Origin of the sequence: Dietzia papillomatosis NBRC 105045 (assembly GCF_001570845.1) — a bacterium.
GTDB lineage: Bacteria > Actinomycetota > Actinomycetes > Mycobacteriales > Mycobacteriaceae > Dietzia > Dietzia cinnamea.
In genome coordinates, this window is record NZ_BCSL01000012.1 from 33634 (window position 1) to 56970 (window position 23337).

The window sequence follows — 23337 nt, forward strand, 5'->3', positions numbered from 1 at the left end:
CGTCGTTCACCAGCGCGTTCCCACCGCGACGCCTTGACGGGGTAGAACGGCGCCATGCGTATGACCGTGTTCGGGACCGGGTACCTCGGCGCCACCCATGCCGCCTGCATGGCCGAGCTGGGCCATGAGGTGTTGGGGGTGGACGTCGACGAGGCGAAGATCGAGCGGCTGCGCCGGGGCGAGGTGCCGTTCTACGAGCCGGGTCTGCCGGAGATCCTGCTGCGGCATGTCGAGTCGGGTCGGTTGCGGTTCACCACCGACTACGCCGAGGCCGCCGAGTTCGCGGACCTGCACTTCATCGGGGTGGGCACGCCCCAGCGCAAGGGCGAGTTCGCCGCCGACACCACCTACGTCGAGGACGTGGTGACGCGGTTGGTGCCGCTGCTCACCTCGGATGCGGTGTTGGTGGGCAAGTCGACGGTGCCGGTGGGGACGGCGGCGCGGCTGCAGGGGGTCGCGGACTGGCACGTGGCCGACGGTGTGCAGGCGCGGGTGGTGTGGAACCCGGAGTTCCTGCGTGAGGGCTTCGCGGTGGCCGACACCCTGACGCCGGACCGGATCGTGATCGGGCTGCCCGGCGGGCCGGACGAGCAGGGGTTCGCGCGTGAACTGGTCGAGCGGGCTTACGCGCCGATCCTCGAGTCGGATCCGTGTCCGGTGATCGTGACGGATCTGGCGACCTCGGAGCTGGTCAAGGTGAGTGCGAACGCGTTCCTGGCGACCAAGATCAGCTTCATCAACGCGGTGTCGGAGGTGTGCGAGGCCGCCGGCGCGGACGTGACGGTGCTGGCGGATGCGATCGGTATGGATCCGCGGATCGGTCGGCGGTTCCTCAACGCCGGGCTCGGGTTCGGTGGGGGTTGTCTGCCCAAGGACATCCGGGCGTTCATGGCGCGTGCCGGGGAGCTGGGTGCGGACGAGGCGATGACGTTCCTGCGGGAGGTCGATTCGATCAACATGCGGCGCCGGGAGCGGATGGTCGACCTGGCGGTCGAGGCGTGCGGCGGGACGGTCATCGGCAAGACCGTCGCGGTGCTGGGGGCGGCGTTCAAGCCGAACTCCGACGACGTGCGTGACTCGCCGGCGCTGAACGTGGCGGGGATGCTCTCGCTCAAGGGCGCCAGCGCGGTGGTGTACGACCCGCAGGCGCTGGACAACGCCCGGGCCCTGTTCCCGACCCTCACCTACGCCGGGTCGGCGTTGGCGGCGTGCGAGGGCGCGGACGTGGTGCTGGTGGCCACCGAGTGGGCCGAGTTCGTCGAGCTGGACCCGGTCTCGGTCGCCGGGGTGGCGCGGGGCCGGATCCTGCTGGACGGGCGCAACTGCATGCCCGCTGACCGCTGGCGTGAGGCCGGCTGGACCTACCGCGCCCTCGGCCGCGGCGTCCCCTCGGTCGCCGACGCTCTGCCGCCCGTCGGGCTCGCGGTCGCGTCTGCGGGTTACTGGCGGTAGGACGCCAGGAAGTTGCCGATCCGCTCGATGGCCACGCCCAGGTCCCGCGCCGCGGGCAGGGTGACCACCCGGAAGTGGTCCGGTTTCGGCCAGTTGAAGCCGGTGCCCTGCGTGACGAGAATCCGCTCCCGCTCGAGCAGGTCGAGGGCGAAGAGCCGGTCGTCGTGGATCTCGTGCACGTCGGGATCCAACCTGGGGAAGGCGTAGAGCGCACCCATCGGCCGGACGCAGCTCACGCCGGGGATCGAGTTCAGCTTCTCCCACGCGATGCCGCGCTGCTCGTGCAGCCGCCCGCCCGGCTCGATGAGCTCGTTGATCGACTGGTAGCCGCCGAGCGCCACCTGGATGGCGTGCTGGGCGGGCACGTTCGGGCACAGTCGCGTCGAGGCCAGGAGTTCGAGCCCCTCGAGGAACCCCGCGGCGTGCGCCTTCGGCCCGGTGATGGCGACCCAGCCCGCCCGGTATCCCGCCACGCGGTACGTCTTGGACAGCCCGTTGAACGTCAGCACGAGCAGGTCGTGGGCCAGCGTCGCGATGGACGTGTGCTCGGCCTCGTCGTAGACGATCCGGTCGTAGATCTCGTCGGCCAGGATGAGCAGGCTGTGCTCCCGCGCGAGGTCGACGATCCCCTGCAGGACCTCCCGCGAGTAGACCGCGCCGGTCGGGTTGTTGGGGTTGATCACCACGATGGCCTTGGTGCGCGGGGTGATCTTGGAGGCGATGTCCTCCAGCGACGGGTTCCAGTCGTCGTCCTCGTCCGCGAGGTAGTGGACCGGTTTGCCGCCCGCGAGCGAGGTCATCGCGGTCCACAGTGGGTAGTCCGGCGCCGGGATGAGGACCTCGTCGCCGTCGTCGAGGAGTGCCTGCATCGTCATCGTGATGAGCTCGGAGACCCCGTTGCCGAGGTAGATGTCCTCGACGTCCAGGTGGGGGAAGTCAGGGACCAGCTCGTAGCGCGTGAAGATCGCACGGCGGGCCGAGAGGATTCCCTTGGACTCCGAGTAACCCTGCGCGTGGGGGAGCGCGGCGATCATGTCCCGCATGATCACGTCCGGCGCCTCGAACCCGAACGGCGCGGGGTTGCCGATGTTGAGTTTGAGGATGCGGTGCCCCTCCGCCTCGAGCTGGTTGGCCCGGGCGAGTACCGGCCCGCGGATCTCGTAGAGGACGTCCTTGAGCTTGGAGGACTGGTCGAGCGTGCGCGGCTGGCGGAGCGTGCGTCCCGTGGTCTCAGGAGTCATACCTGCTGATTGTGCCACTCGCCTCCCCCGCCCCGGCATCGCGTGCCCGAGCGGAGGAGGAGTCGGCGATCGCAGGCGGATCGCTGCGGTCAGATCCCGTATCGGAGGTCGACGATCGCCGGGATCTCCGAGTCCGGGAGGAGCTCGTCGGGGTGCTCGACGCGCAGAAAGTCCACACACTCGCGCTCGAGCGGACACAGCGAGTACGGCTGGGACTCGATCGACAGCCCGGTGGCCCGGCGGAGACGACGCACCTCACCGCGCACCGTCGTGGTGGCCGACGGATCCTCGTAGAGGGCCTCCGACAGCGCCCGCGCCGACCACGCCTCACGGGAGGCCAGCAGCGCCACGAGTTCGGCCCGCCGGGGTGTGAGCGGGATCGAGGTCCCGTCCGCCCGGATCACGGCCGGTTTCCACCCGAGCAGTCGGATCGCGGTGACAGGGTTGGGATGGTCGGCCGGGACGTGGCCGGGTGCGTGGGCGACGGCGTTGTCGTCGTCGTGCCCGGGGCCGGCGGCCGCGCCGGGGGATGACGGGAGCGCGGCGAGCAGGGACTCGGCGAGCCGGGCGCCGCAGCGCACCAGCGCGGCGGTCTCCACCGACGAGAACCGCAGCGGGTGGGACACGTCGAGGACCCCGATGACCCGCCCCCGCGGATCCCTGATCGGGCTCGCGGTGCACGTCCAGCCGTGGTGGGCGCGGACGAAATGCTCGCCCGCGGTGGCGTGGGTGAGGGCCCCGGTTTCGAGTGCCAGCGAGATGCCGTTGGCGCCGATGCCCTTCTCGGACCAGTCCGCGCCCTCCGCGAACGCGATCGAGTCCGCGCGGCGCAACGCCTGCGCGCTGCCCGCGCGCCACAACACGCGCCCCCGGGTGTCGGAGACGACGACGAGGTGGCGCCCGGCGGCCGAGGTGTCCGCCACCGATGCCACGACCTCCGCCGCGACCCGGTGCAGCGGCGTCATCTCGCGTGCGGTCGCGAGCTCGTCCCGCGACAGGACGCTGCGCGGGACCTGCTGGTCAGGGGAGATTCCCGCGTCCCAATTGCGTTGCCAGGCGCGCAACACCCGCGAGTCCAGATCGGACGTCTGACCGCCGGCCAGCGCTATCTCGTGGGCCTCGATCGTGCGGGCCGCGAAGGCGCCGGGGTCGGAGAACCGCAGCGCCGATTGCAACGACATTGCCACCCCCTGGGGAAGACAGTGTGATCTACGTCATGAAAACGCTACAGCAGAGCGAAGGAGTGGGTATGACCCAGACGACGGAAGCGCCGGCACAGCCCGACAACGCCGACCGCGCCGTGGAGACGTGGCTGGCGGAGTTCGGCGAGGCGTTGAGCGAGGCTGACACGGGCCGCGCGGCCGGGATGTTCGAGACCGAGGGGTGCTGGCGCGACTTTGTGTCCTTCACCTGGAACCTCCGGACCCTCGAGGGGCGTGAGGAGATCGGGGAGATGCTCGACTGCCAGCTCGCCGCGATCGCCCCCACCGGTTGGGAGCTCGCGGAGCCGGCCACCGAGTCGGGCGGCGTGATCGAGGCGTGGATCACTTTCGAGACCGCGGCGGGTCGCGGCTGGGGCCACCTGCGACTGCGCGACGGACGGGCCTGGACCCTGCTCACCACGCTGCAGGAGCTCACGGGGCACGAGGAGAAGAAGGGTCGCGATCGCGACAAGGGCGTCGAGCACGTCATCCGACGCGGACGCCGGACCTGGCTCGAGCAGCAGACCGAGCGGAAGGAATCACTCGGCTACACCGAGCAGCCCTACGCGGTGATCATCGGCGGCGGTCAGGGCGGGATCGGCCTCGCCGCCCGGCTCAAGCGGCTCGGCGTGCCCACGATCGTGATCGAGAAGAACGAGCGCGCCGGCGATTCATGGCGCAAGCGCTACAAGTCCCTGCACCTGCACGACCCGGTCTGGTACGACCACCTGCCCTACATCCCGTTCCCGGACGACTGGCCCGTGTTCCCCGCCAAGGACAAGGTGGGGGACTGGCTCGAGCACTACACCGCGATCATGGACCTCGACTACTGGTCCGGCACGCAGTGCCTGGGCGCCGAGTTCGACGAGACGACGGCGACGTGGCGCGTCCGCGTCGACCGCAGGGGCGAGAAGATCGAGCTCAGGCCGACCCAGCTGATCTTCGCGCTCGGGGTGTCCGGCTACCCCAACATCCCGCACTTCGACGGCGCCGAGGACTTCACCGGCGACCAGTGGCACTCGTCCGAGTTCACCGGCGAGGGCGACGTCGAGGGCAAGCGCGCCATCGTGATCGGCTCGAACAACTCGGCCCATGACATCTGCGCCGCCCTCTGGGATCACGGTGCGGACGTGACGATGATCCAGCGTTCGTCCACTCACATCTCCCGGAGCGAATCGCTGATGTCGCTCGCGCTCGGTCCCCTCTACTCGGAGGAGGCGCTCGAGGCCGGTGTGACCACCGAGAAGGCGGACTTGCTGTTCGCCTCCTGGCCCTACCGGCTGCTGCCGGACGCGCAGATCCCCGTCTACGACCAGATGGCGGAGAAGGACGCGGAGTTCTACGGCAAGCTCCGGGACGTCGGGTTCGATCTGGACTTCGGCGAGGACGGGTCGGGCCTGTTTCTGAAGTACCTCCGACGTGGCTCGGGGTACTACATCGACGTCGGTGCCAGCCAGCTCCTGATCGACGGAGAGGTGGCCCTCGAGCGCGGGCAGGTGACGCGGATCCTGCCGGACGGCGTCGAGCTCGACGGCGAGCGGGTGCTGCCCGCCGACCTGATCGTCTACGCCACCGGGTACGGCTCGATGAACCAGTGGCTCGTGGACCTGGTGTCCCAGGAGGTCGCGGACCAGGTCGGGAAGGTGTGGGGCTACGGCTCCGACACCACGCGCGATCCGGGCCCGTGGGAAGGGGAGCTGCGCAACATGTGGAAGCCGACCAACGTGGAGCAGCTGTGGATCCACGGCGGGAACCTGCACCAGTCGCGCCACTACTCCAAGTACCTCGCGCTACAGCTCAAGGCGCGGATGGAGGGCATCCCGACGCCGGTGTACCGGGTGCAGGAAGTGCATCACACCTGCTGACCGGCAGCTGGCCTCTTCCGCGCGAACCGAAATAGACCGCGGCCCGTGATCAGCTCTGTGATCACGGGCCGCGATGGCTTCCGGTGGGAATCAGCCCAGGGACAGGCCGTAGCCGCCGGACTTCTTCGCCTTGGGGATGGCACCGTCCTTGGCGGGCGCTGACGCCTCGGTCGCCTCGGCGGGGGCGGCCTGCGCCGCCGCCGACTCGCCGGCGGATGGCTCAGCGGCCGCGGCCTTGGCGCCGCCGGGGGCCGTGGCCCCGCCCGGAGCCTTCGCGCCGCCGGGCGCCTTCGCCTTGCCGCCGCCGGGCGCCTTCGCCTTGCCGCCGCCGAGCGTGAGCCCGCCCGACTTGGGAGCGCCGGCGCTCGCCTTGGGCGCACCCGAGGTGGCCGGCGCCGAACCCTGGGCCGCTTCGCGCGTCTCCTCTGTGCGCTCGGCGTCCTTCACCGCGGACTGCTCCTCGACCGCGGCATCGCCACCGGCCTTCGGGGCGCCCGGCGCCTTCGCGCCGCCCGGTGCCTTCGCGCCGCCCGGTGCCTTGCCGCCACCGAGCTTGAGGCCACCCGACTTCGGCGCACCCTTCGAGTCCGCGGCAGACGGCCCGGCCTCGGCGGCGCTGACCGTGCCCCCGGAACCGGCGGCCGCGACCTCCGCGCCCGCGCCCTCGTCGATGACGGCGTTGTCGGGGGCGGCCTCGGCGGTCCTCGTCTCGGCGGGAGCGGCAGCCGACGCCCGCTCGGCCTCCGCGGCGTCGCGCTCGGCCTGCTGCTCCGCGGTCGTCTTCTCCCGCTTGGGCTGCTCGAGCCACTGGGGCTCGCGGGGATCGGGCAGTCCGCCGTCACGGGAGATGGACTCCAGCAGCAGCTGGGAGACGTCCACGACCTCGACCTGACCCTCGAGCTCGGTGCCGTCGGTCTGGGCGGTGGCCCCGTCGGAGAGCATCACGCGGCAGAACGGGCAGCCGGTGGCGATCTTGGAGGGCGAGGTCGACAGCGCCTCGTCGACACGGTCGATGTTGATGCGCTTGCCGACCGTCTCCTCCATCCACATGCGCGCGCCACCGGCGCCACAGCACATGGACCGCTGGCCGTGCCGCGGCATCTCCTTGAGGGTCACGCCCGAGCCGTCCATGAGCTCACGCGGGGCCTCGTACACCTGGTTGTGGCGGCCGAGGTAGCACGGGTCGTGGTAGGTCACGTTGCCGTCGATCGGCGCGACCGGGATGAGGCGCTTCTCCCGCACGAGGCGGTTGAGCAGTTGGGTGTGGTGGACCACCTGGTACTCGCCGCCGAGCGGTCCGTACTCGTTCTTCAGCGTGTTGAGGCAGTGCGCACAGGTCACGACGACCTTGCGGTGCGAGGTGGGCACGCCGTCGAACGCGTTGTTCAGCGTCTCGATGTTCTGCTCGGCGAGCATCTGGAACAGGAACTCGTTGCCCGCGCGGCGGGCCGAGTCACCGTTACAGGTCTCGCCCTGACCGAGCACCGCGAACTTCACACCGGCGGTGTGCAGCAGGGTGGCGACGGCCTGCGTGGTCTTCTTGGCGCGGTCCTCGAAGGCGCCGGCGCAGCCGACCCAGAACAGGTACTCGGTGTCGCCGAAGTCCTCGACGTCCTTGCCGATAACCGGGATGTCGAAGTCGAGGGCGTTCATCCACTCGTCACGACCCGAGTTGTTCTGGCCCCAGGGGTTGCCCTTGTTCTCGAGGTTCTTGAACAGGCCGGCGAGCTCGGTCGGGAACTCCGACTCGATGAGCACCTGGTAGCGGCGCATGTCGATGAAGTGGTCGACGTGCTCGATGTCGACCGGGCACTGCTCGACGCAGGCGCCACAGGTGGTGCAGGACCACAGGGCCTCGGGGTCGATGATGCCTGCGGCCGTCGGGTCCTCGGAGACGTCGGCGGTGGTGTGGCCGACCAGGGGACGCTGGGCCTCGAGGCGGGCGGCCTCGGGGATCTTGGCCAGCTTGGCCTCGTCCGGGTTGCCGTCGGCGTCGACCAGGCCGGTCTCCTCGCCCATGGTGGTCTGACCACCGGCGAGCAGGTAGGGGGCTTTCGCCGTCGCGTGGTCGCGCAGCGACATGATCATGAGCTTCGGGCTCAGGGGCTTACCGGTGTTCCACGCGGGGCACTGTTCCTGGCAGCGACCACACTCGGTGCAGGTGGTGAAGTCCAGCCAGCCCTTCCACGAGAAGTCCTCGATCGCACCGGCGCCCAGCTTGGGCTCGAAGTCCTCGTCCTCTTCGGTGAGCTCCTCGACCTTCTCCATGGTCAGCGGGACGCCGTCCATGGTCATGGGCTTGAGGGCACCCAGCGCGGTGCGGCCGTCGGCCTCGCGCTTGAAGTAGATGTTGAAGAAGGCGGAGAAACGGTGCCAGGCGACGCCCCACGTGATGTTGCGGCCCACGACGTAGAGCCAGATCATGCCGGTGAGCAGCTTGACCAGCGCGAAGATCGAGACCATCAGCTCGTTCGCGGGCAGGATCGTCGAGAGCGGGCCGGAGACCCAGTCGGTGGCCCAGTGGAAGTCCTGGCCGTCGGCGCGGTAGAGCGCGAGCTTGCCGGCCTTGACGAAGATCATGCCCAGGCCCTCGAGGAGCACGACGGTCTCGACGAAGTAGGCGGCCTTGCGGTCGGAACCGACGAAGCGGTTGAGACCACGGCGCTGGTTGACCTGGCGGATGATGATGAGTGCGGTGATGCCGATGACGGTGCCCAGTCCCAGGATCTCGTCGATGACGTGATACCAGGACTGCTCGGACAGCCAGGGCCAGCCACCGCGGGGGTTGAACGTCTGGATGTAGGCCTCGAACCAGACGATCGCGCCCAGCATGAAGCCGACCATGACGAACCAGTGGAAGAAGCCCACCGAGCGCTTGCGCGCCATCCGGGTGTGGGCGCCCACCTCGACGAGGACGTTCTTGAGCCGGGGCAGGATCGGCCGGAAGCGGTCGAATCCGTCCTTCTGTCCCAGGAAGAGGCCGCGCACCATGCGGGTGACGCCGCCGATGAACGAGGCCCAGCAGAACAGACTGAGCAGGACGCCGATCGTCCCGAGTGTGATGGTCACGCCTGACATGGTTCGCGGCCTTTCGTCGCACTTCTCGACGCACGAGCACTCATAGACCCTGTGGGCGCCCGTCGACTGTGTCGAGGTCAAAGGTAAGCCACACGGGCCCCGTTCGCCGAGTTGAGGCTGCCCTAACCGGAGCAGACTCCACTCGGGACGGGGCCCGCGTGGTTCGTATAGATGGTCAGCTGGTGCACACAGGTGGTCAGCGGGTGCGCAGCGTCAACCCGGGGTGTGCGGCCAGGACGTCGTCGATCGGGACCGCCGACAGCCGCGGGGTGACCCCGGCGGCGCGGGCGACGGTGTCCGCGTTGGCGCACGTGCCGGTGTCGGCGACGTTGGACGCGCTCGAGATGCCCAGGGCGCGGTCGCCGGAGAAGACGACTCCGCCGCTGTCCCCGGGGAGGGCACACAGGTCGACGGTGAAGGCGCCTTCGATGGTGCGGGTGCCGGCGACGTCGATCTGAGCCCCGACCTGGGAGATGGTGCCGCAGGAGAAGCCGGTGCGGAACCCGGTCTTACAGGCCTTCTGCCCCACGACAGGCGCCGCCGTGCCGACGATCGCCTGCGTGCTGCCGTCGCCGGTGCCGACGAGGTTGGTGCGGAACCGGTCCGCGGCGTCCTCGTCGACCGCGATCAGCGCGGTGTCGACGCCCTCGCGCTGCGTACCGGTCATCGTGCCGAACTCCTCGCCGTCGGCCAGGGCCGCGCGGGTGCCGTCGGCGCCGGCGCAGTGGGCGGCGGTGACGACGACGGGCTTGCCGTCGAGCTCCCCGTTGAAACCGGTGGAGCACTCGAGGACGCCGTCCGGGACGCGCACCTGGTATGCGGTACCGCCCACGACCGGACCCGCGGGGGCGGGCACGGACTGGATGGCGCGGCGTCGGTCCTCCGGCACCGGGGTGGCCTGGGCGGGCACGGTCTCGTTCATGCCGTCGATGATCGAGCCGGTTCCGGGGGTCAGTCCGGCGAGGAGGTCGACGACCGTGCGGAGCGGACCCTCGGGGATGAGGCCGGCCTCGTTGAGGAGGCCGAGGCTGCCGAGCGATCCCGATCCGCCGGCCCCGCTGCCCGGCGCCGACTGGGCGTCGAGCCGCTCGCCGGTGGCGGCGCCCGTGCGGGTGGTGGCCGGCTCGAGTCCGTCGACGGTGGGCGTCCCCTCGGACTGCCCGCCGCCCTCGCTGCCGAACGGCGCGGTGTCCCAGCGGGGGTCGGGCGCCTCGATCATGTCGATCTCGGCGAGATCGCGGAGCCGGGCGTCGAGGTTGCCCAGCTCGGCCGCCTCGCCGCCACGAGTGGTGACGACGACGGCGTTGCGGGCGGGGTCGACGCGTATGGCGGTGACGAGCTCCTGCAGGTTCTCGGGCATGCCCTCGACGACCTTGCGCACCTGTCGTTCGCGCGCATCGAGCTCTGCTGTGGTGAGCGCCACGTCCTGCACGGTGAACCCGGCCTCTGTGGCCTCGGACCGGAGACGGTCACCTGCCGGACCGGCGACGACGCCGACCAGGCCGGTGCCCTCGTCGTCCAGCCACACGCCGCCGAACGCGTCGCGGAACTGCTGCTCCCAGTGGGGCCGGGCCTCGGCGAGGCGCTCGCCGATGCCGGCCTGGGCCAGGAACTGCTCAGGGGTGAGACCCAGGTCGCGCCGCAGCGCCTCGACGAGCGAGGTCAGCTGCGGTGCGAGGGCGTCGGCCAGGACGGGGAGCGCCTGTGCCGCGGTTGGCTGTGCGGCAGCGGGAGCGGGTGCGGGGGGCGTGGCGGAGGGTTCCGCGCCGGCGGGCGACGCGGTGACCACCAGCGCCGCGGCTGCGGCGACGGCGGCGAGTGTCGAGGTGATGCGCATGATGGCCTTCCGTGATGCACAGATGGACGACCGCTGGTCGACCGATCGCTGCTCGGGATGATGCCGGTGAGATTACGGATCTGTGATTAGTGAGTCCAGTGTGACACGTGTGATTAGTGAGAATCGCCTGGCGGTTTTCGGAAGGGGAGGGGAGTCGGAGGATCGCGGACCCTGCCGCTAGGCTGCCTCTTCGGCAACGACGCATGCGTCATCACCAAAGACTTATCGACCGGAGGTTCCATGTCCGACGCTGACGCCGCACTACATGACGCGCTGGAGACCGTGGTGCGACGTAATCCCGGACAGCACCTCTTCCGGCAGGCTGTCCACGAGGTGCTGGAGTCGCTCGCGCCCGTGGTCAAGCAGCACCCCGAGTACGTAGAGGGCGGGATCCTCAAGCGGATCATCGAGCCGGAGCGCGTGATCGCCTTCCGTGTCCCGTGGGTCGATGACAACGGGGTCGTCCAGGTCAACCGCGGTTTCCGTGTGCAGTTCAGCTCCGACCTCGGCCCGTACAAGGGCGGCCTGCGTTTCCACAGGTCCGTGGACGAGGACACCCTGAAGTTCCTCGGCTTCGAGCAGGTCTTCAAGAACGCCCTCACCGGCCTCGGCCTGGGCGGCGGCAAGGGTGGCTCCGACTTCGACCCGCACGACAAGAGCGACGCCGAGGTCATGCGCTTCTGTCAGTCGTTCATGGCCGAGCTCGCGCATCACATCGGCGCGGACCTCGACGTTCCCGCGGGCGACATCGGCGTCGGCGGCCGCGAGATCGGTTACCTGTACGGGCAGTACCGCAGGATCACCGGTCGCAACGAGGCGGGCGTTCTCACCGGCAAGGGTGTCGGGTACGGCGGGTCGTGGGCCCGCACCGAGGCGACCGGCTACGGGCTCGTCTACTTCGTGCGCGAGATGCTCCGCGACACCGAGTACAGCCTCGAGGGCTCGCGCGTGGTGGTCTCCGGTTCCGGCAACGTCGCGATCTATGCCGCCAAGAAGGCCGCCCAGCTCGGCGCGACCGTCGTGGCCTGCTCGGACAGCCAGGGCTACATCCTCGACGAGGACGGGCTGGACCTGGACCTGCTCTCCGACATCAAGGACGTGCGTCGCGCACGCCTCACGGCGTACGCCGAGGAGCGCGGCAACTGCACATACGTCGAGGGGCGGACGGTGTGGGAGGTCGAGTGCGACATCGCACTGCCCTGTGCCACCCAGAACGAGCTCGACGGCGACGCGGCCAGGCTGCTGGCGGACAACGGGTGCCGGGTGATCGCGGAGGGTGCCAACATGCCGTGCACCGAGGAGGCCGTGGAGGTCATCCACGAGCGGGGCATCCTGTTCGGGCCCGCCAAGGCCGCCAACGCGGGCGGTGTGGCCACCAGCGGTCTCGAGATGCGGCAGAACGCCGGGCGTCTGCAGTGGGATTTCGAGCGCGTGGACTCCGAGCTCGACCGGATCATGACCACCATCCACGCCACCGCGGCCGCGACCGCCGAGGAGTACGGCGCCCCGGGTGACCTCGTCGCCGGCGCCAACATCGCCGCGTTCCGCAAGGTTGCCGACGCCATGCTCGCCCAGGGCGTGATCTAGACCGGGGAGTGCGCCGGCGCAGGGGGCGATCGCCCGGTGCCGGCGGACGGTGCACCTCGTCGTCGTCGCTTCTTCTCTTCTCTTTTTCTTCTCTCCATGACCCGAGCGTTCCGGACGCCTCCGCCCACCGCGGGGTGCCGGGACGCTCTCGTCGTTGAGTCCGACCGACTCATCTTTTACTGTGAGTAGACTCACTCCGGGAATGGAACCCGCAGACCGCCGGTTGTACGGGGCGACAAACCTCAGCGCACCAGACTCAAGTCGGGTTGACTCCGCCGGTGGCCGGAAGGCAGGCTGGAGTCGGACGGCTCGGCCCTTGAGTCGGGTCCACTAAAGACGAGTTCACACTCGCGAAGCAGAGAAGGAGATCACCATGGGACGTGCAGTCGGTATCGACCTCGGCACCACCAACTCGTGCGTCGCCGTCCTCGAGGGCGGCGAGGCCAACGTCATCGCCAACGCCGAGGGGTCGCGCACGACCCCCTCGGTGGTCGCGTTCGCCAAGAACGGCGAGGTCCTCGTGGGTCAGCCCGCGAAGAACCAGGCCGTCACCAACGTCGACCGCACCATCCGCTCGGTCAAGCGCCACATCGGCACCGAGTGGAAGTCCAGCGACATCGACGGCAAGAACTACACCCCGCAGGAGATCAGCGCCCGCATTCTTCAGAAGCTCAAGCGGGACGCCGAGTCCTACCTCGGTGAGGACGTCACCGACGCCGTCATCACCGTGCCGGCCTACTTCAACGACGCCCAGCGTCAGGCCACCAAGGACGCCGGCCAGATCGCCGGTCTCAACGTCCTGCGCATCGTCAACGAGCCCACCGCGGCCGCCCTGGCCTACGGCCTCGACAAGGGTGACAAGGAGCAGACCATCCTGGTCTTCGACCTCGGTGGCGGTACCTTCGACGTCTCCCTGCTCGACATCGGCGACGGCGTCGTCGAGGTCCGCGCGACCTCCGGCGACAACCACCTCGGTGGCGACGACTGGGACCAGCGGATCGTCGACTGGCTGGTCGACAAGTTCAAGGCGCAGAACGGCATCGACCTGACCAAGGACAAGATGGCGCTCCAGCGTCTGCGTGAGGCCGCCGAGAAGGCCAAGATCGAACTGTCCTCGAGCCAGTCCACCTCGATCAACCTGCCGTACATCACTGTGGACGCGGACAAGAACCCGCTGTTCCTCGACGAGACTCTCTCGCGCGCCGAGTTCCAGCGCATCACGCAGGACCTGCTCGACCGCTGCCGCCAGCCGTTCCAGGCCGTCATCAAGGACGCCGGCATCTCGGTCTCGCAGATAGACCACGTCGTGCTCGTCGGCGGCTCGACCCGTATGCCGGCCGTGTCCGACCTGGTCAAGGAGCTCACCGGCGGCAAGGAGCCCAACAAGGGTGTCAACCCGGACGAGGTCGTCGCCGTGGGCGCCGCCCTCCAGGCCGGCGTGCTCCGCGGTGAGGTCAAGGACGTGCTCCTGCTCGACGTGACCCCGCTGTCGCTGGGCATCGAGACCAAGGGTGGCGTCATGACCAAGCTCATCGAGCGCAACACCACCATCCCGACCAAGCGGTCCGAGACCTTCACCACGGCCGACGACAACCAGCCGTCCGTGCAGATCCAGGTCTTCCAGGGTGAGCGCGAGATGGCCGCGCAGAACAAGCTGCTCGGCTCCTTCGAGCTCGCCGGCATCGCCCCGGCGCCGCGCGGCGTGCCGCAGATCGAGGTCACCTTCGACATCGACGCCAACGGCATCGTCCACGTCACCGCGAAGGACAAGGGCACCGGCAAGGAGAACACGATCATCATCCAGGAGGGCTCCGGCCTCTCCAAGGAGGAGATCGACCAGATGATCAAGGACGCCGAGGAGCACGCCGCCGAGGACGCCAAGCGTCGCGAGGAGGCGGACGCCCGCAACCAGGCGGAGTCCACGATCTACCAGACGGAGAAGTTCGTCTCGGAGAACGAGGACAAGATCCCGGCTGACAAGAAGGAGTCCCTCCAGGCCGCGATCGCCGACGCCAAGACCGCGCTCGAGGGCTCGGACGTCGACGCGATCAAGTCCGCGGTGGAGAAGGTCAACACCGAGGCCCAGGCCGTCGGACAGGCGATCTACGAGGCCTCCGCGGCCGAGGGTGCAGAGGCCGGCGACGCCACGACCGGTGACGCGGCCGACGACGACGTCGTCGACGCCGAGGTGGTCGACGAGGACGGGCCCGCCGGGCCGAATGCGGGTGAGTCCAAGTGACCCGCCCCGACAAGAGCGACGCCGCCGAGACCGCCGCGTGGGCCGGCGCTGACGACGAGGCGCAGCGCGCCGCGGAGACCGTGGAGGCCGAGGTCGTCGACGAGGGCGCCGCTCCCGCCGACGGCCCGGCCGCGGCAGACGGCGCCGCCCCTGCCGACGGCACCGCCGCCGACGCCACCGCCGCCGACGCGGACGGCGCCCAGGCCGATGACGGCGGGGACGACGATCCGACGTCGGCGCTGCAGGCGCAGCTCGACGAGCGGACCGCGGACCTGCAGCGGGTGTCGGCGGAGTTCGCCAACTACCGCCGCCGCGTCGAGCGCGACCGCCAGTCGATCATCGACACCGCCAAGGGATCGGTGCTCACCGAACTGCTGGGGATCGTCGACGACCTCGACCGGGCCCGTGAGCACGGTGACCTGGAGGAGGGGCCGCTCAAGGTCTTCGCCGACAAGGTCCACGCGCTGCTGGCCTCCCAGGGTGTCGAGGCCTTCGGCGAGGAGGGCGACGCGTTTGACCCCGCCATCCACGAGGCCGTGCAGGACGAGTCCGACGGTTCCGAGCCGGTCCTCGGCACGATCCTGCGCAAGGGCTACCGCCACGGTGAGCGGACCCTGCGGACGGCGATGGTGATCGTCCGCTGAGCCACCCGGCTCACACCCGGCGTGCGGGCGCGGACCGACCCCAGGTCTCCAGACCGTGCCCGCACGCCGACCCGGCCCCGGCCGCGCCGGGGAACCTGAGAGAATACGAGATCTGAGGAAAGGAGGCGTCTGGTGAGTCAGCGCGAATGGGTCGAGAAGGATTACTACGCCGAACTGGGCGTCTCCAAGACCGCCAGCCAGGACGACATCCGCAAGGCATACCGCAAGCTCGCCCGCGAGAATCACCCGGACTCCAACCCCGGCAACGCGGCCGCAGAGGACAAGTTCAAGCGGATCAGCGAGGCCAACGACGTCATCGGCGACCCCGCGAAGCGCAAGGAGTACGACGCGTTCCGTGCGCAGGTCTCCTCCGGCGGGTTCAGTGGTTTCACGCCCGGCGGCGGCAGCTACACCACCACGAGCGACTTCGACGTCAGTGACCTGTTCGGTGAGGGAGGGCCCGGTGGCGCCGGCGGATTCTCCGACCTCTTCGGCGGCCTGTTCAACCAGGCCCGAGCGGGCGGCGGCGCAGGCGGTCGGAGCCGAGCGCAGCGCCCGCGCAGCGGCCAGGACGTCGAGACCGCTCTGACCCTGTCGTTCCGCGAGGCCGCTCTCGGCGAGACGGTCCAGATCAAGCTGTCCTCGCCGTCACCGTGTCTGACCTGCCACGGTAGCGGCGCGCGACCCGGCACGAGCCCCAGGGTGTGCAGCACCTGCCACGGCGCGGGCGTCACCCAGCGCAACCAGGGGGCGTTCGGGTTCGCCGAGCCCTGCACCGACTGCGGCGGCACCGGATCCAAGATCGACGACCCGTGCCCCGAGTGCTCGGGCAGCGGCGTCACCAACCGCACCCGCACCATCAACGTCAAGGTCCCGGCCGGCGTCCAGGACGGTCAACGCATCCGGCTCTCCGGCCAGGGCGAGGCCGGTTTCCGCGGCGCCCCGTCCGGCGACCTCTACGTCACCGTCACCGTCCAGAAGGACGCGGTGTTCGACCGCGACGGCTCCGACCTGCTGGTGGACCTGCCCGTCTCCTACCCAGAACTGGTCCGCGGCGCTCAGGTGTCCGTGCCCACGCTCACCGGGCGGGTGACCGTGAAGATCCCCGCCGGGTCGCGCGCCGATCAGATCCTGCGCGTGCGCGGCCGGGGCATCGCGAGCAAGTCCGGAACCGGTGACCTCAAGGTCACCCTCCGGGTGGTCACGCCCCCCGCCGGGATGGCCGAAGCCGAACTGGCCGCCTACGACGACGCGTTGCGTGCGGCGGGCTTCGATCCCCGGTCGGGCTGGGCCGGGGCGACATGAGCCCCCGCCGGGACGTCGGGGAGCTGGGCCCCGACGACAGCGTCCTGGTGATCTCGGTGGCCGCCGAACTGTCCGGCCTGCACGCCCAGACCCTGCGCACCTACGACCGCCTGGGCATCGTCACACCCGAACGCACCAGCGGCGGCGGGCGACGACGCTACTCCCTGCGGGACGTGGCCATGCTCCGCGAGGTGCAGCGGCTGAGCCAGGAGGAGGGCGTCAACCTCGCCGGCATCAAACGCATCATGGAATTGACCAACCAGATCGACGCCCTGCGCAGCCGCGTGTCCGAGCTGGCCGAGGAGAACGCCGAACTCAGCCGACGCGCGGGCACCGGCGGCCGGGCCGGCGGCGAGCTGGTCCACGTGCCGCGCTCGACCTCGGTCGTCGTGTGGCGCCCGCGGCACCAGCGCGGGGACCGTGAGGAGTAACCCGGAGCAGCCAGTGAGGCAAGCCTAACCACATGCTAGTGTCTCCGGACTATCGACTCTGATCTCCGAGAGGCCACCCGTGAACCTGCGCGCCCGAACTTCTCGCACCCGATCCCTCGCGGCGGCTCTCGTGTCCGCCATGGCGGTCTCGATGTCCGCATGCGGACTGAACAGTGGCGATGACGCGGTCGTCGTCTACAACGCACAGCACGAGTCGCTCACCCGCGAGCTGGCGGACGCGTTCACCCGCGAGACGGGCATCGAGGTCGAGCTGCGCAACGGCAGCGACTTCGACCTCGGTAACCAGCTCGTCGCGGAGGGCGACGCCTCCCGCGCGGACGTGTATCTGACGGAGAACTCGCCGGCGATCTCGATGGTGTCCCGCGAGGGCCTGCTCGCACCGGTGGCTGACGAGACCGTCGGACAGGTTCCGCCGGAGTACCGGCCGTCCACCGGGGACTGGGTCGGAATCGCCGCCCGGTCGACCGTGTTCGTCTACAACACCTCGGCGGTCAACGAGGACGAGTTGCCGACCTCGTTCGCGGACCTGTCGAACCCCCGCTGGACGGGCCGTTGGGGGGCCGCACCGGCGGGAGCGGACTTCCAGGCGATCGTGTCGGCAGCCCTCGAGATGTCGGGCGAGCAGGAGACTCGTCGGTGGCTCGAGTCCCTCCGGCGTCCGGACGGAGGCTTCTCGACGTACAAGGGGAACAAGCCCGTCCTCGCTGCGGTGAACAACGGCGAGATCGACGGCGGGGTGATCTATCACTACTACGTCTTCGGTGATCGAGCCGGGACCGGCGAGTCCTCGCAGAACGTGGGGCAGCACTACTTCCGGAACGGCGGCCCGGAATCGTTCGTCTCCCTGTCCGGTGGCGGCGTGCTCGCGAACGCCCCCCGCGCCGAGGACGCACAGCGCTTCCTCGCCTTCATCACGTCTGCGGCGGGGCAGGGGATCATCCGGGATTCCTCGTTCGAGTACCCGGTGGCCTCTGGTGTCGGGGCGAACGAGGACCTGGTTCCCCTCGCCGAACTCGGCGCACCCGTCGTGGACCCGGCTGGACTGAACGGGCCGGCGGTGACCGACCTGTTGACCTCGGTCGGACTGGTCTGAATCCGTGGACGTGATCGCGCCGCCCCGTGTCGTCACGGGCATCCCGCATGACGCGTCCGAGTCCGCGGCGGCCCGGACGAGGCCACCCGGGCCGGTCCCGCCCCGGCATCGCCGCCCACCGCTGCCGTTGATGCTCGTCGTGGGGGCGGTGACGCTGCTCCTGCTCCTCCCGGTGGGATATGTCGCGTGGCTCGCGGCCGACATCGCTCCGTCGCGCCTGGCTGAGCTGGTGTTTCGCGAACGCGTGGCCCGCCTCTTCTGGTCGACCGTCGCGCTCGTCGTGGTGACCGTCCCCCTCGCGGTGGTGATCGGGGTCGCCGCGGCCTGGGTCGTCGAACGTACGGACCTCCCGGGCCGTCGTGTGTGGGGTGTGCTCCTGGCCGCTCCGCTCGCGGTGCCCGCGTTCGTCACCAGCTACGCGTGGCTCGGGGTGGACCCCTCGATCGGCGGCCTCGGAGGAGGCGTGCTCATAGCGGTCTCGGCCTATTTCCCGCTAGTCTACCTGCCAGCCGCTGCCACCCTGAGATGGATCGACCCGGCCGAGGAGGAAGTGGCGCGCTCACTGGGCCTGTCCGGCGCGGCGGTGGCCCTGCGGGTGGTGGTTCCCCAGCTCAGGCTGGCGGTGCTCGGGGGCGCGCTGCTGGTCGCGCTGCATCTGTTGGCCGAGTACGGCGCGTTCTCGATGATCCGGTTCGACACGTTCACCACCGCCATAGTCGAGCAGTACCAATCGACGTACGCCTCGGCGGCAGGGGGCGCCCTGGCCGGTGTCCTGGTGATCCTGTGTCTGATCCTCCTGTCGGCGGAGGCGGGCGCCCGTGGCCGCGCCCGCTACGCCCGGGTCGGCGCGGGGGCGGCGAGGCGCCGGAACCGGGTCCGACTCGGGTGGTGGACGCCCGTGGTGCTCGTGGCCTGCGCGGGGGTGGTCGGTGCCTCTCTGGGCGTGCCGCTCGTCGTGGTGATGCGGTGGCTGCTCGTGGGCGGGGCCGAGATCTGGGTCGACCAGGGGATCGGCGAGGCGCTCGTGCAGTCGGTCGGGTACGGGGTGTACGGCGCCGCCGGGTGCGTCCTCCTCGCTCTGCCCGTGGCGTGGATGACGGTACGGCACCCCGGTGCGTTCTCCCGTGTGGCCGATGCCGCGAACTACGTCGCCAGCTCGATACCCGGCATCGTCGTCGCGCTCGCGCTGACGACGGTCGTCATCCGTGTGCTGCCGCAGGTGTATCAGACGGTGGCCCTGGTGGTGACGGCCTACGTCGTCCTGTTCATCCCGCGCGCGCTCGTGACACTGCGGGCGGGGCTCGCCCAGGCGCCGGAGCGACTCGAGGAGGCCGCCCGGGCTCTCGGTCGGCCGCCGCTGAACGCAGTGGTCACGATCACCCTGCGGCGCGCCGCCCCCTCGATGCTCGTCGCGTTCGCGCTGGTCTTCCTGGCCGTCGTCAACGAGTTGACCGCGACCCTGTTGCTCTCGCCGGCGGGGACCGGCACCCTGGCGACCCGCTTCTGGAGCTTGAGCCTTGATCTGGACTACGCGGCGGCCGCGCCGTTCGCGGCGATCATGATCGTGATGTCGGCGCCCGTGACATACCTCCTCCTGAGGCAGGCGACGGCAGGTGGGCGATGACCACGCAGGGTAGCCCGGGGGATCTCGCGGTGCGCGGTGTGGCGAAGTCGTTCGGCGGACGTTCGGTTCTCCGCGATCTGGACCTCGACATCCCGGCAGGTGGATCGGTGGCGGTGGTGGGGCCGTCCGGATGCGGGAAGACGACCCTGTTGCGGGTGATCGCCGGATTCGAACACCCGGACAGCGGGTCCGTCCGGTTGGGGGGACGTGAACTCGTCGGGCGGCGGTCGGTCCCCGCCCACCGGCGCCGCATCGGCTATGTGCCCCAGGACGGTGCGCTCTTCCCGCACCTCACCGTGGGCGCGAACATTGGGTTCGGGCTGAAGCGGCGTGAACGGACCGCGGAGCGGGTGTCCGGACTGATGAGACGGGTGTCCCTCGACCCCGGTATGGCGTCGTTGCGACCCGACCAGTTGTCGGGAGGTCAGCAGCAGCGCGTGGCGGTGGCCCGGGCTCTGGCGCAGTCCCCGGACGTCGTGCTGCTCGACGAGTCCTTCTCCGCGCTCGACGCCGGCCTGCGGTCCGCGATCCGGACCGGGGTGGCGGAGGTCCTCCGGGCGGGCGGGGTGACCACTCTGCTGGTGACGCACGACCATGAAGAGGCACTGTCCTTCGCCGACCGTGTCGCCGTGATGCGGGAGGGTACATTCGTCCAGGTCGACCGACCCCGTGAGGTCTACCTGCGCCCCGCCGACGACGCGACGGCCGAGTTCTTCGGGGAGGTCGTCCATCTGTCGGGTCACAGCCGGGAGGGCATCGTCTCCACGGAGCTGGGCGGGGTCCGTGTCCAGGACCGCACGGTGAACGGGCTCGTCTCGCTGACGGTCCGGACCGAGCAGGTCGCCCTGGGGCCGGTGGGGTCCGGTGGGGTCGAGGGGGTGGTCCGTGACGCACGATTCCTCGGGTCGGCGGTGCGGTGTGAGGTCGAGGTGCGCGGTGAGCGCCGGATCGTCGCTCGGTGCCGGCCTCAGGACGCTCCCGAGATCGGCGACGAGGTGAGTCTCGCCGTGGTCGGGGTGGGCCGGGTGTCCGGGGCCCCATCGTGACGGCCACACCGACGGAGCGGCGCCCGTCGCCGATCGGGGTGGTCTCCACGTTCACGCGGCGAGCGGGCGCGGTCGCCGTGGTGGCGGACGGGAACGAGATCACCTACTCGGCGCTGTCGCAGATGTGCGCAGCGCGTGCGGCCGACTACCCGCAAGTCTCCAGCGGGCGCAGGCTGATCGGCCTGGTGGCGGCGAACACGCTCGCCTTCCTCGTGGATTACCTCGCCGCCCACGAGGCCGGCCACGTGGTGATGCTCCTGCCCCCGGAGGGGCCCGCCGCCGACGCGATCCTCGCCGCGTGGCCGCCGGATCTCGTGGCGGGGGATGGCGCCCCGGTGCCGCGCGGCGTGCACACCGCGTCGCCGCGGTACGACCTCCACGACGACCTCGCACTGCTGATGAGCACCTCGGGGTCGACCGGCACTCCCAAGCTGGTACGCCAGTCCCGCGCGGCGGTGCTGGCCAATGCGGCATCGATCGTCGAGTACCTGCGTATCCGGCCGACGGACCGGGCCATCACGACCCTGCCACCGCACTACTGCTACGGCTTGTCCGTGCTGCACAGTCACCTGCTCGCCGGCGCCGGGGTGATCCTCAACACCGACTCGGTCTCGAGGCCGGCGTTCTGGGAGCGCGCGGCAGCCCACGGGGCGACGACGTTCGCGGCGGTCCCCCACACCGTGGAGCTCCTGGAGCGCGTGGGCCTGGAGCGACTGGACGGTCTCACCCGCCTGCGCTATCTCACCCAGGCCGGCGGTCGGCTGGCCCCAGACGCGGTGCGTCGGGTGGCCTCGTATCTGGAGGCCCGGGGCGCCGAGCTCGTGGTGATGTACGGCCAGACCGAGGCCACGGCACGGATGGGATACCTGCCCGCCCACCTCGCGCGCACGCGCCCGGGGGCGGTCGGCATCGCGATCCCCGGCGGTGAGTTCCGCGTGGACCGTCCGCGCGGAGCCGGGTTCGACGAGCCCGGCGAGCTCGTCTACCGCGGACCCAATGTGATGATGGGGTACGCCACGACGCCCGCCGATCTCGGCCGGGGCCCCGAGCTCGAGGAGCTCCGGACGGGGGACCTCGCCCGGATCACCGAGGACGGCCTCGTGGAGATCGTCGGGCGGATGGGTCGCGAGACCAAGGTCTTCGGTCACCGCATCGACCTGGGACGGGTCGAATCGAACCTCGCCGGCCGGGGGTTCGACGTCTCCTGCGTCGGTGAGCCGGACCGGTTGGTGGTGGTCACCCGCGAGCGGTCGGACTCCTCGGCGGTTGCGGCTGCGGCCGCGGACGCGTCGGGGCTTCCCCCGTCGGCGGTGGACGTCCTCGTGTTGGCCGACTACCCCCGCACGGCCGCCGGCAAGGTCGACCAGGTGGCCCTGCGCGCGCTCGTCGCGCAGCGGTCCCGAGAGCCCGGCGGGTCCGAGACCGCCCCTCCGAGTGCGCTGGTGGCGGACGCTCTCGGGTTGGACGCGTGCCCTCCCGACGCGACGTTCGTGGACCTCGGGGGCGATTCTCTGACCTATGTGGTGCTCTCGGCGCGACTCGAGCAGCGCGTCCCCGGGCTACCGCGGGACTGGCATCTGCGTCCGCTCGCGGAACTCGACGGCATCACCGTCGCACGGATGCCGGCTCCGAGGTCGCGCCGGCGACCGTGGCGGTCGTGGGCGCGCATGGACACCTCGATCGTCCTCCGCGCGGTGTTCATCCTGACGATCGTCGGCGGGCACACGCGGGCGATGGAGGTCTACGGTGGCGCGCACGTCCTCATCGCGCTGGTCGGATACTCGCTGGCACGTTTCCGTCTGAACCCGGGGAGCGCGGGGGAGCGTGCCCGCGGCGTCCTCAGGACCGCGTCGAGGATCGCGCTGCCCGCCGTCGTGTGGCTGCTGATCGTCACCCCGTTCACCAGCCGCTACCACTGGTACTCGCCGCTGCTGGCGACGCACGTCCTGGGGCCACGGTCCTGGTCCGACGACCGGTGGTGGAATCCCTGGCAGATGTGGTTCGTCGAGGCCTCCGTCTACCTGCTGGTGCTCGTGGCCGCGGTCATGGCCGTGCCCGCGGTGAGTCGTCTCGACTCCCGCCTCCCCTTCGCCGTACCGGCTGCTCTGATCGCCCTCGGTCTGCTCGTGCGCTACGGCGTGGTCGACCTCGGTGGCGGTCCGCTCGTGTGGTACTCCGCGCCGGCGGTGCTCTGGTTGTTCGGGCTCGGGTGGGCCGTGGCGCGCGCCGAACACGCCGGTGTGGCCCGGGGGTCGCGCGGCGCGGCGGTGTGGGCGCGCCTGGCCTGCACGGCGGTGGCGGTGGTCTGCGTGCCGGGGTGGTTCGGGCATCCCGCCAGGGAACTGGTGATCATCGCGGGGATCCTCGCCCTGATCTGGATCCCCTCCGTCCGGTTGCCGCGGCCGGTGGCACGCATGGTAACGCCCCTCGCGGCGGCGTCGTTGTTCATCTATCTCACCCACTTCTTGGTGTACCCGCCGATCCGGGACGCAGGGCATCCGTGGTTGTCCTGGGCGGCGTCGCTCGCCGCGGGGCTGGCGGCGTGGTGGATGTGGGAGCGCGGGGCGACGGCCTGTCGCCGTCTCGGGCGAGGGGCACCGCGGGCCGCGGGTAGCGTCGGAGGTCACCGGTACCGTCGTGCTCGTGCCGCCAGCCCTTAGCCAGAGGAGGAC

15 protein-coding genes are annotated in these 23337 nt (G+C 70.4%); 11 read left to right on the forward strand and 4 right to left on the reverse strand.

The genetic code is table 11. From position 1 onward, the window contains the following. The first annotated feature begins 54 nt into the window (after positions 1 to 54). Positions 55 to 1452 (forward strand): UDP-glucose dehydrogenase family protein, encoded by a 1398-nt coding sequence (locus tag DPA01S_RS06000; RefSeq protein ID WP_061914629.1) that lies wholly within the window; start codon positions 55 to 57, stop codon positions 1450 to 1452. On the opposite strand, the gene DPA01S_RS06005 is transcribed toward DPA01S_RS06000, so the two are convergent. Together DPA01S_RS06005 and DPA01S_RS06010 are read right to left on the reverse strand one after the other, a co-directional pair. Further along, a complete protein-coding gene (locus DPA01S_RS06005) occupies positions 1440 to 2693 on the reverse strand; it encodes a pyridoxal phosphate-dependent aminotransferase (protein ID WP_061228972.1) in 1254 nt (417 codons plus the stop codon). The two genes, DPA01S_RS06000 and DPA01S_RS06005, sit on opposite strands and share 13 nt — an antisense overlap. Before the next feature lie 89 nt (positions 2694 to 2782). After that, positions 2783 to 3874, reverse strand: coding sequence for a helix-turn-helix domain-containing protein (locus DPA01S_RS06010; protein WP_061914632.1), 1092 nt, complete (start codon positions 3872 to 3874; stop codon positions 2783 to 2785). Between the two features lie 68 nt (positions 3875 to 3942). Between DPA01S_RS06010 and DPA01S_RS06015 the strand changes: the two genes are divergently transcribed. Further along, a complete protein-coding gene (locus tag DPA01S_RS06015) occupies positions 3943 to 5760 on the forward strand; it encodes a flavin-containing monooxygenase (RefSeq protein WP_061914635.1) in 1818 nt (605 codons plus the stop codon). Between the two features lie 90 nt (positions 5761 to 5850). Here the strand turns inward: DPA01S_RS06015 and DPA01S_RS06020 are convergent, their stop codons facing one another. Both DPA01S_RS06020 and DPA01S_RS17455 read right to left on the reverse strand, forming a co-directional pair. Continuing rightward, positions 5851 to 8838 (reverse strand): (Fe-S)-binding protein, encoded by a 2988-nt coding sequence (locus DPA01S_RS06020; protein ID WP_061914639.1) that lies wholly within the window; start codon positions 8836 to 8838, stop codon positions 5851 to 5853. Positions 8839 to 9034: 196 nt separating this feature from the next. Further along, positions 9035 to 10675, reverse strand: coding sequence for a S1 family peptidase (locus DPA01S_RS17455; protein WP_061914642.1), 1641 nt, complete (start codon positions 10673 to 10675; stop codon positions 9035 to 9037). A gap of 240 nt (positions 10676 to 10915) precedes the next feature. Between DPA01S_RS17455 and gdhA the strand changes: the two genes are divergently transcribed. The 9 genes from gdhA (at position 10916) to DPA01S_RS06070 (ending at position 23325) form a co-directional block, all read left to right on the forward strand. Further along, complete coding sequence (gdhA, locus tag DPA01S_RS06030; protein WP_061914645.1) at positions 10916 to 12262, forward strand: NADP-specific glutamate dehydrogenase; 1347 nt, start codon at positions 10916 to 10918, stop codon at positions 12260 to 12262. A 373-nt stretch (positions 12263 to 12635) separates the two neighbouring features. Further along, positions 12636 to 14501, forward strand: a complete 1866-nt coding sequence (gene dnaK / locus DPA01S_RS06035; protein WP_061228966.1) for a molecular chaperone DnaK — start codon at positions 12636 to 12638, stop codon at positions 14499 to 14501. Further along, positions 14498 to 15145: a nucleotide exchange factor GrpE gene (gene grpE / locus DPA01S_RS06040; RefSeq protein ID WP_061914648.1), complete on the forward strand. Its 648-nt coding sequence runs from the start codon at positions 14498 to 14500 to the stop codon at positions 15143 to 15145. Before dnaK ends, grpE begins: the two co-directional genes overlap by 4 nt. 132 nt (positions 15146 to 15277) lie before the next feature. Beyond that, complete coding sequence (gene dnaJ, locus DPA01S_RS06045; RefSeq protein ID WP_061914651.1) at positions 15278 to 16450, forward strand: molecular chaperone DnaJ; 1173 nt, start codon at positions 15278 to 15280, stop codon at positions 16448 to 16450. Next, a complete protein-coding gene (locus tag DPA01S_RS06050) occupies positions 16447 to 16881 on the forward strand; it encodes a heat shock protein transcriptional repressor HspR (RefSeq protein WP_061914654.1) in 435 nt (144 codons plus the stop codon). Before dnaJ ends, DPA01S_RS06050 begins: the two co-directional genes overlap by 4 nt. A gap of 139 nt (positions 16882 to 17020) precedes the next feature. Further along, entirely contained in the window at positions 17021 to 17995 is a 975-nt protein-coding gene (locus tag DPA01S_RS06055) for an iron ABC transporter substrate-binding protein (protein ID WP_061914657.1), read from the forward strand. 130 nt (positions 17996 to 18125) lie between these two features. Then, positions 18126 to 19619 carry an ABC transporter permease gene (locus tag DPA01S_RS06060; RefSeq protein WP_061914743.1) on the forward strand — a complete coding sequence of 498 codons (1494 nt, stop codon included), beginning with the start codon at positions 18126 to 18128 and terminating at the stop codon, positions 19617 to 19619. Beyond that, complete coding sequence (locus tag DPA01S_RS06065; protein WP_061914660.1) at positions 19616 to 20665, forward strand: ABC transporter ATP-binding protein; 1050 nt, start codon at positions 19616 to 19618, stop codon at positions 20663 to 20665. Before DPA01S_RS06060 ends, DPA01S_RS06065 begins: the two co-directional genes overlap by 4 nt. Then, a complete protein-coding gene (locus DPA01S_RS06070; protein ID WP_061914663.1) occupies positions 20662 to 23325 on the forward strand; it encodes an AMP-binding protein in 2664 nt (887 codons plus the stop codon). Before DPA01S_RS06065 ends, DPA01S_RS06070 begins: the two co-directional genes overlap by 4 nt. Positions 23326 to 23337 lie beyond the last annotated feature (12 nt).

Coding starts and splice junctions, on each gene's coding strand:
- DPA01S_RS06000 (WP_061914629.1), top strand. CDS start 55: ATGCGTATGACCGTGTTCGGGACCGGGTACCTCGGCGCCACCCATGCC.
- DPA01S_RS06005 (WP_061228972.1), bottom strand. CDS start 2,693: ATGACTCCTGAGACCACGGGACGCACGCTCCGCCAGCCGCGCACGCTC.
- DPA01S_RS06010 (WP_061914632.1), bottom strand. CDS start 3,874: ATGTCGTTGCAATCGGCGCTGCGGTTCTCCGACCCCGGCGCCTTCGCG.
- DPA01S_RS06015 (WP_061914635.1), top strand. CDS start 3,943: ATGACCCAGACGACGGAAGCGCCGGCACAGCCCGACAACGCCGACCGC.
- DPA01S_RS06020 (WP_061914639.1), bottom strand. CDS start 8,838: ATGTCAGGCGTGACCATCACACTCGGGACGATCGGCGTCCTGCTCAGT.
- DPA01S_RS17455 (WP_061914642.1), bottom strand. CDS start 10,675: ATGCGCATCACCTCGACACTCGCCGCCGTCGCCGCAGCCGCGGCGCTG.
- gdhA (WP_061914645.1), top strand. CDS start 10,916: ATGTCCGACGCTGACGCCGCACTACATGACGCGCTGGAGACCGTGGTG.
- dnaK (WP_061228966.1), top strand. CDS start 12,636: ATGGGACGTGCAGTCGGTATCGACCTCGGCACCACCAACTCGTGCGTC.
- DPA01S_RS06050 (WP_061914654.1), top strand. CDS start 16,447: ATGAGCCCCCGCCGGGACGTCGGGGAGCTGGGCCCCGACGACAGCGTC.
- DPA01S_RS06055 (WP_061914657.1), top strand. CDS start 17,021: ATGGCGGTCTCGATGTCCGCATGCGGACTGAACAGTGGCGATGACGCG.
- DPA01S_RS06060 (WP_061914743.1), top strand. CDS start 18,126: ATGCTCGTCGTGGGGGCGGTGACGCTGCTCCTGCTCCTCCCGGTGGGA.
- DPA01S_RS06065 (WP_061914660.1), top strand. CDS start 19,616: ATGACCACGCAGGGTAGCCCGGGGGATCTCGCGGTGCGCGGTGTGGCG.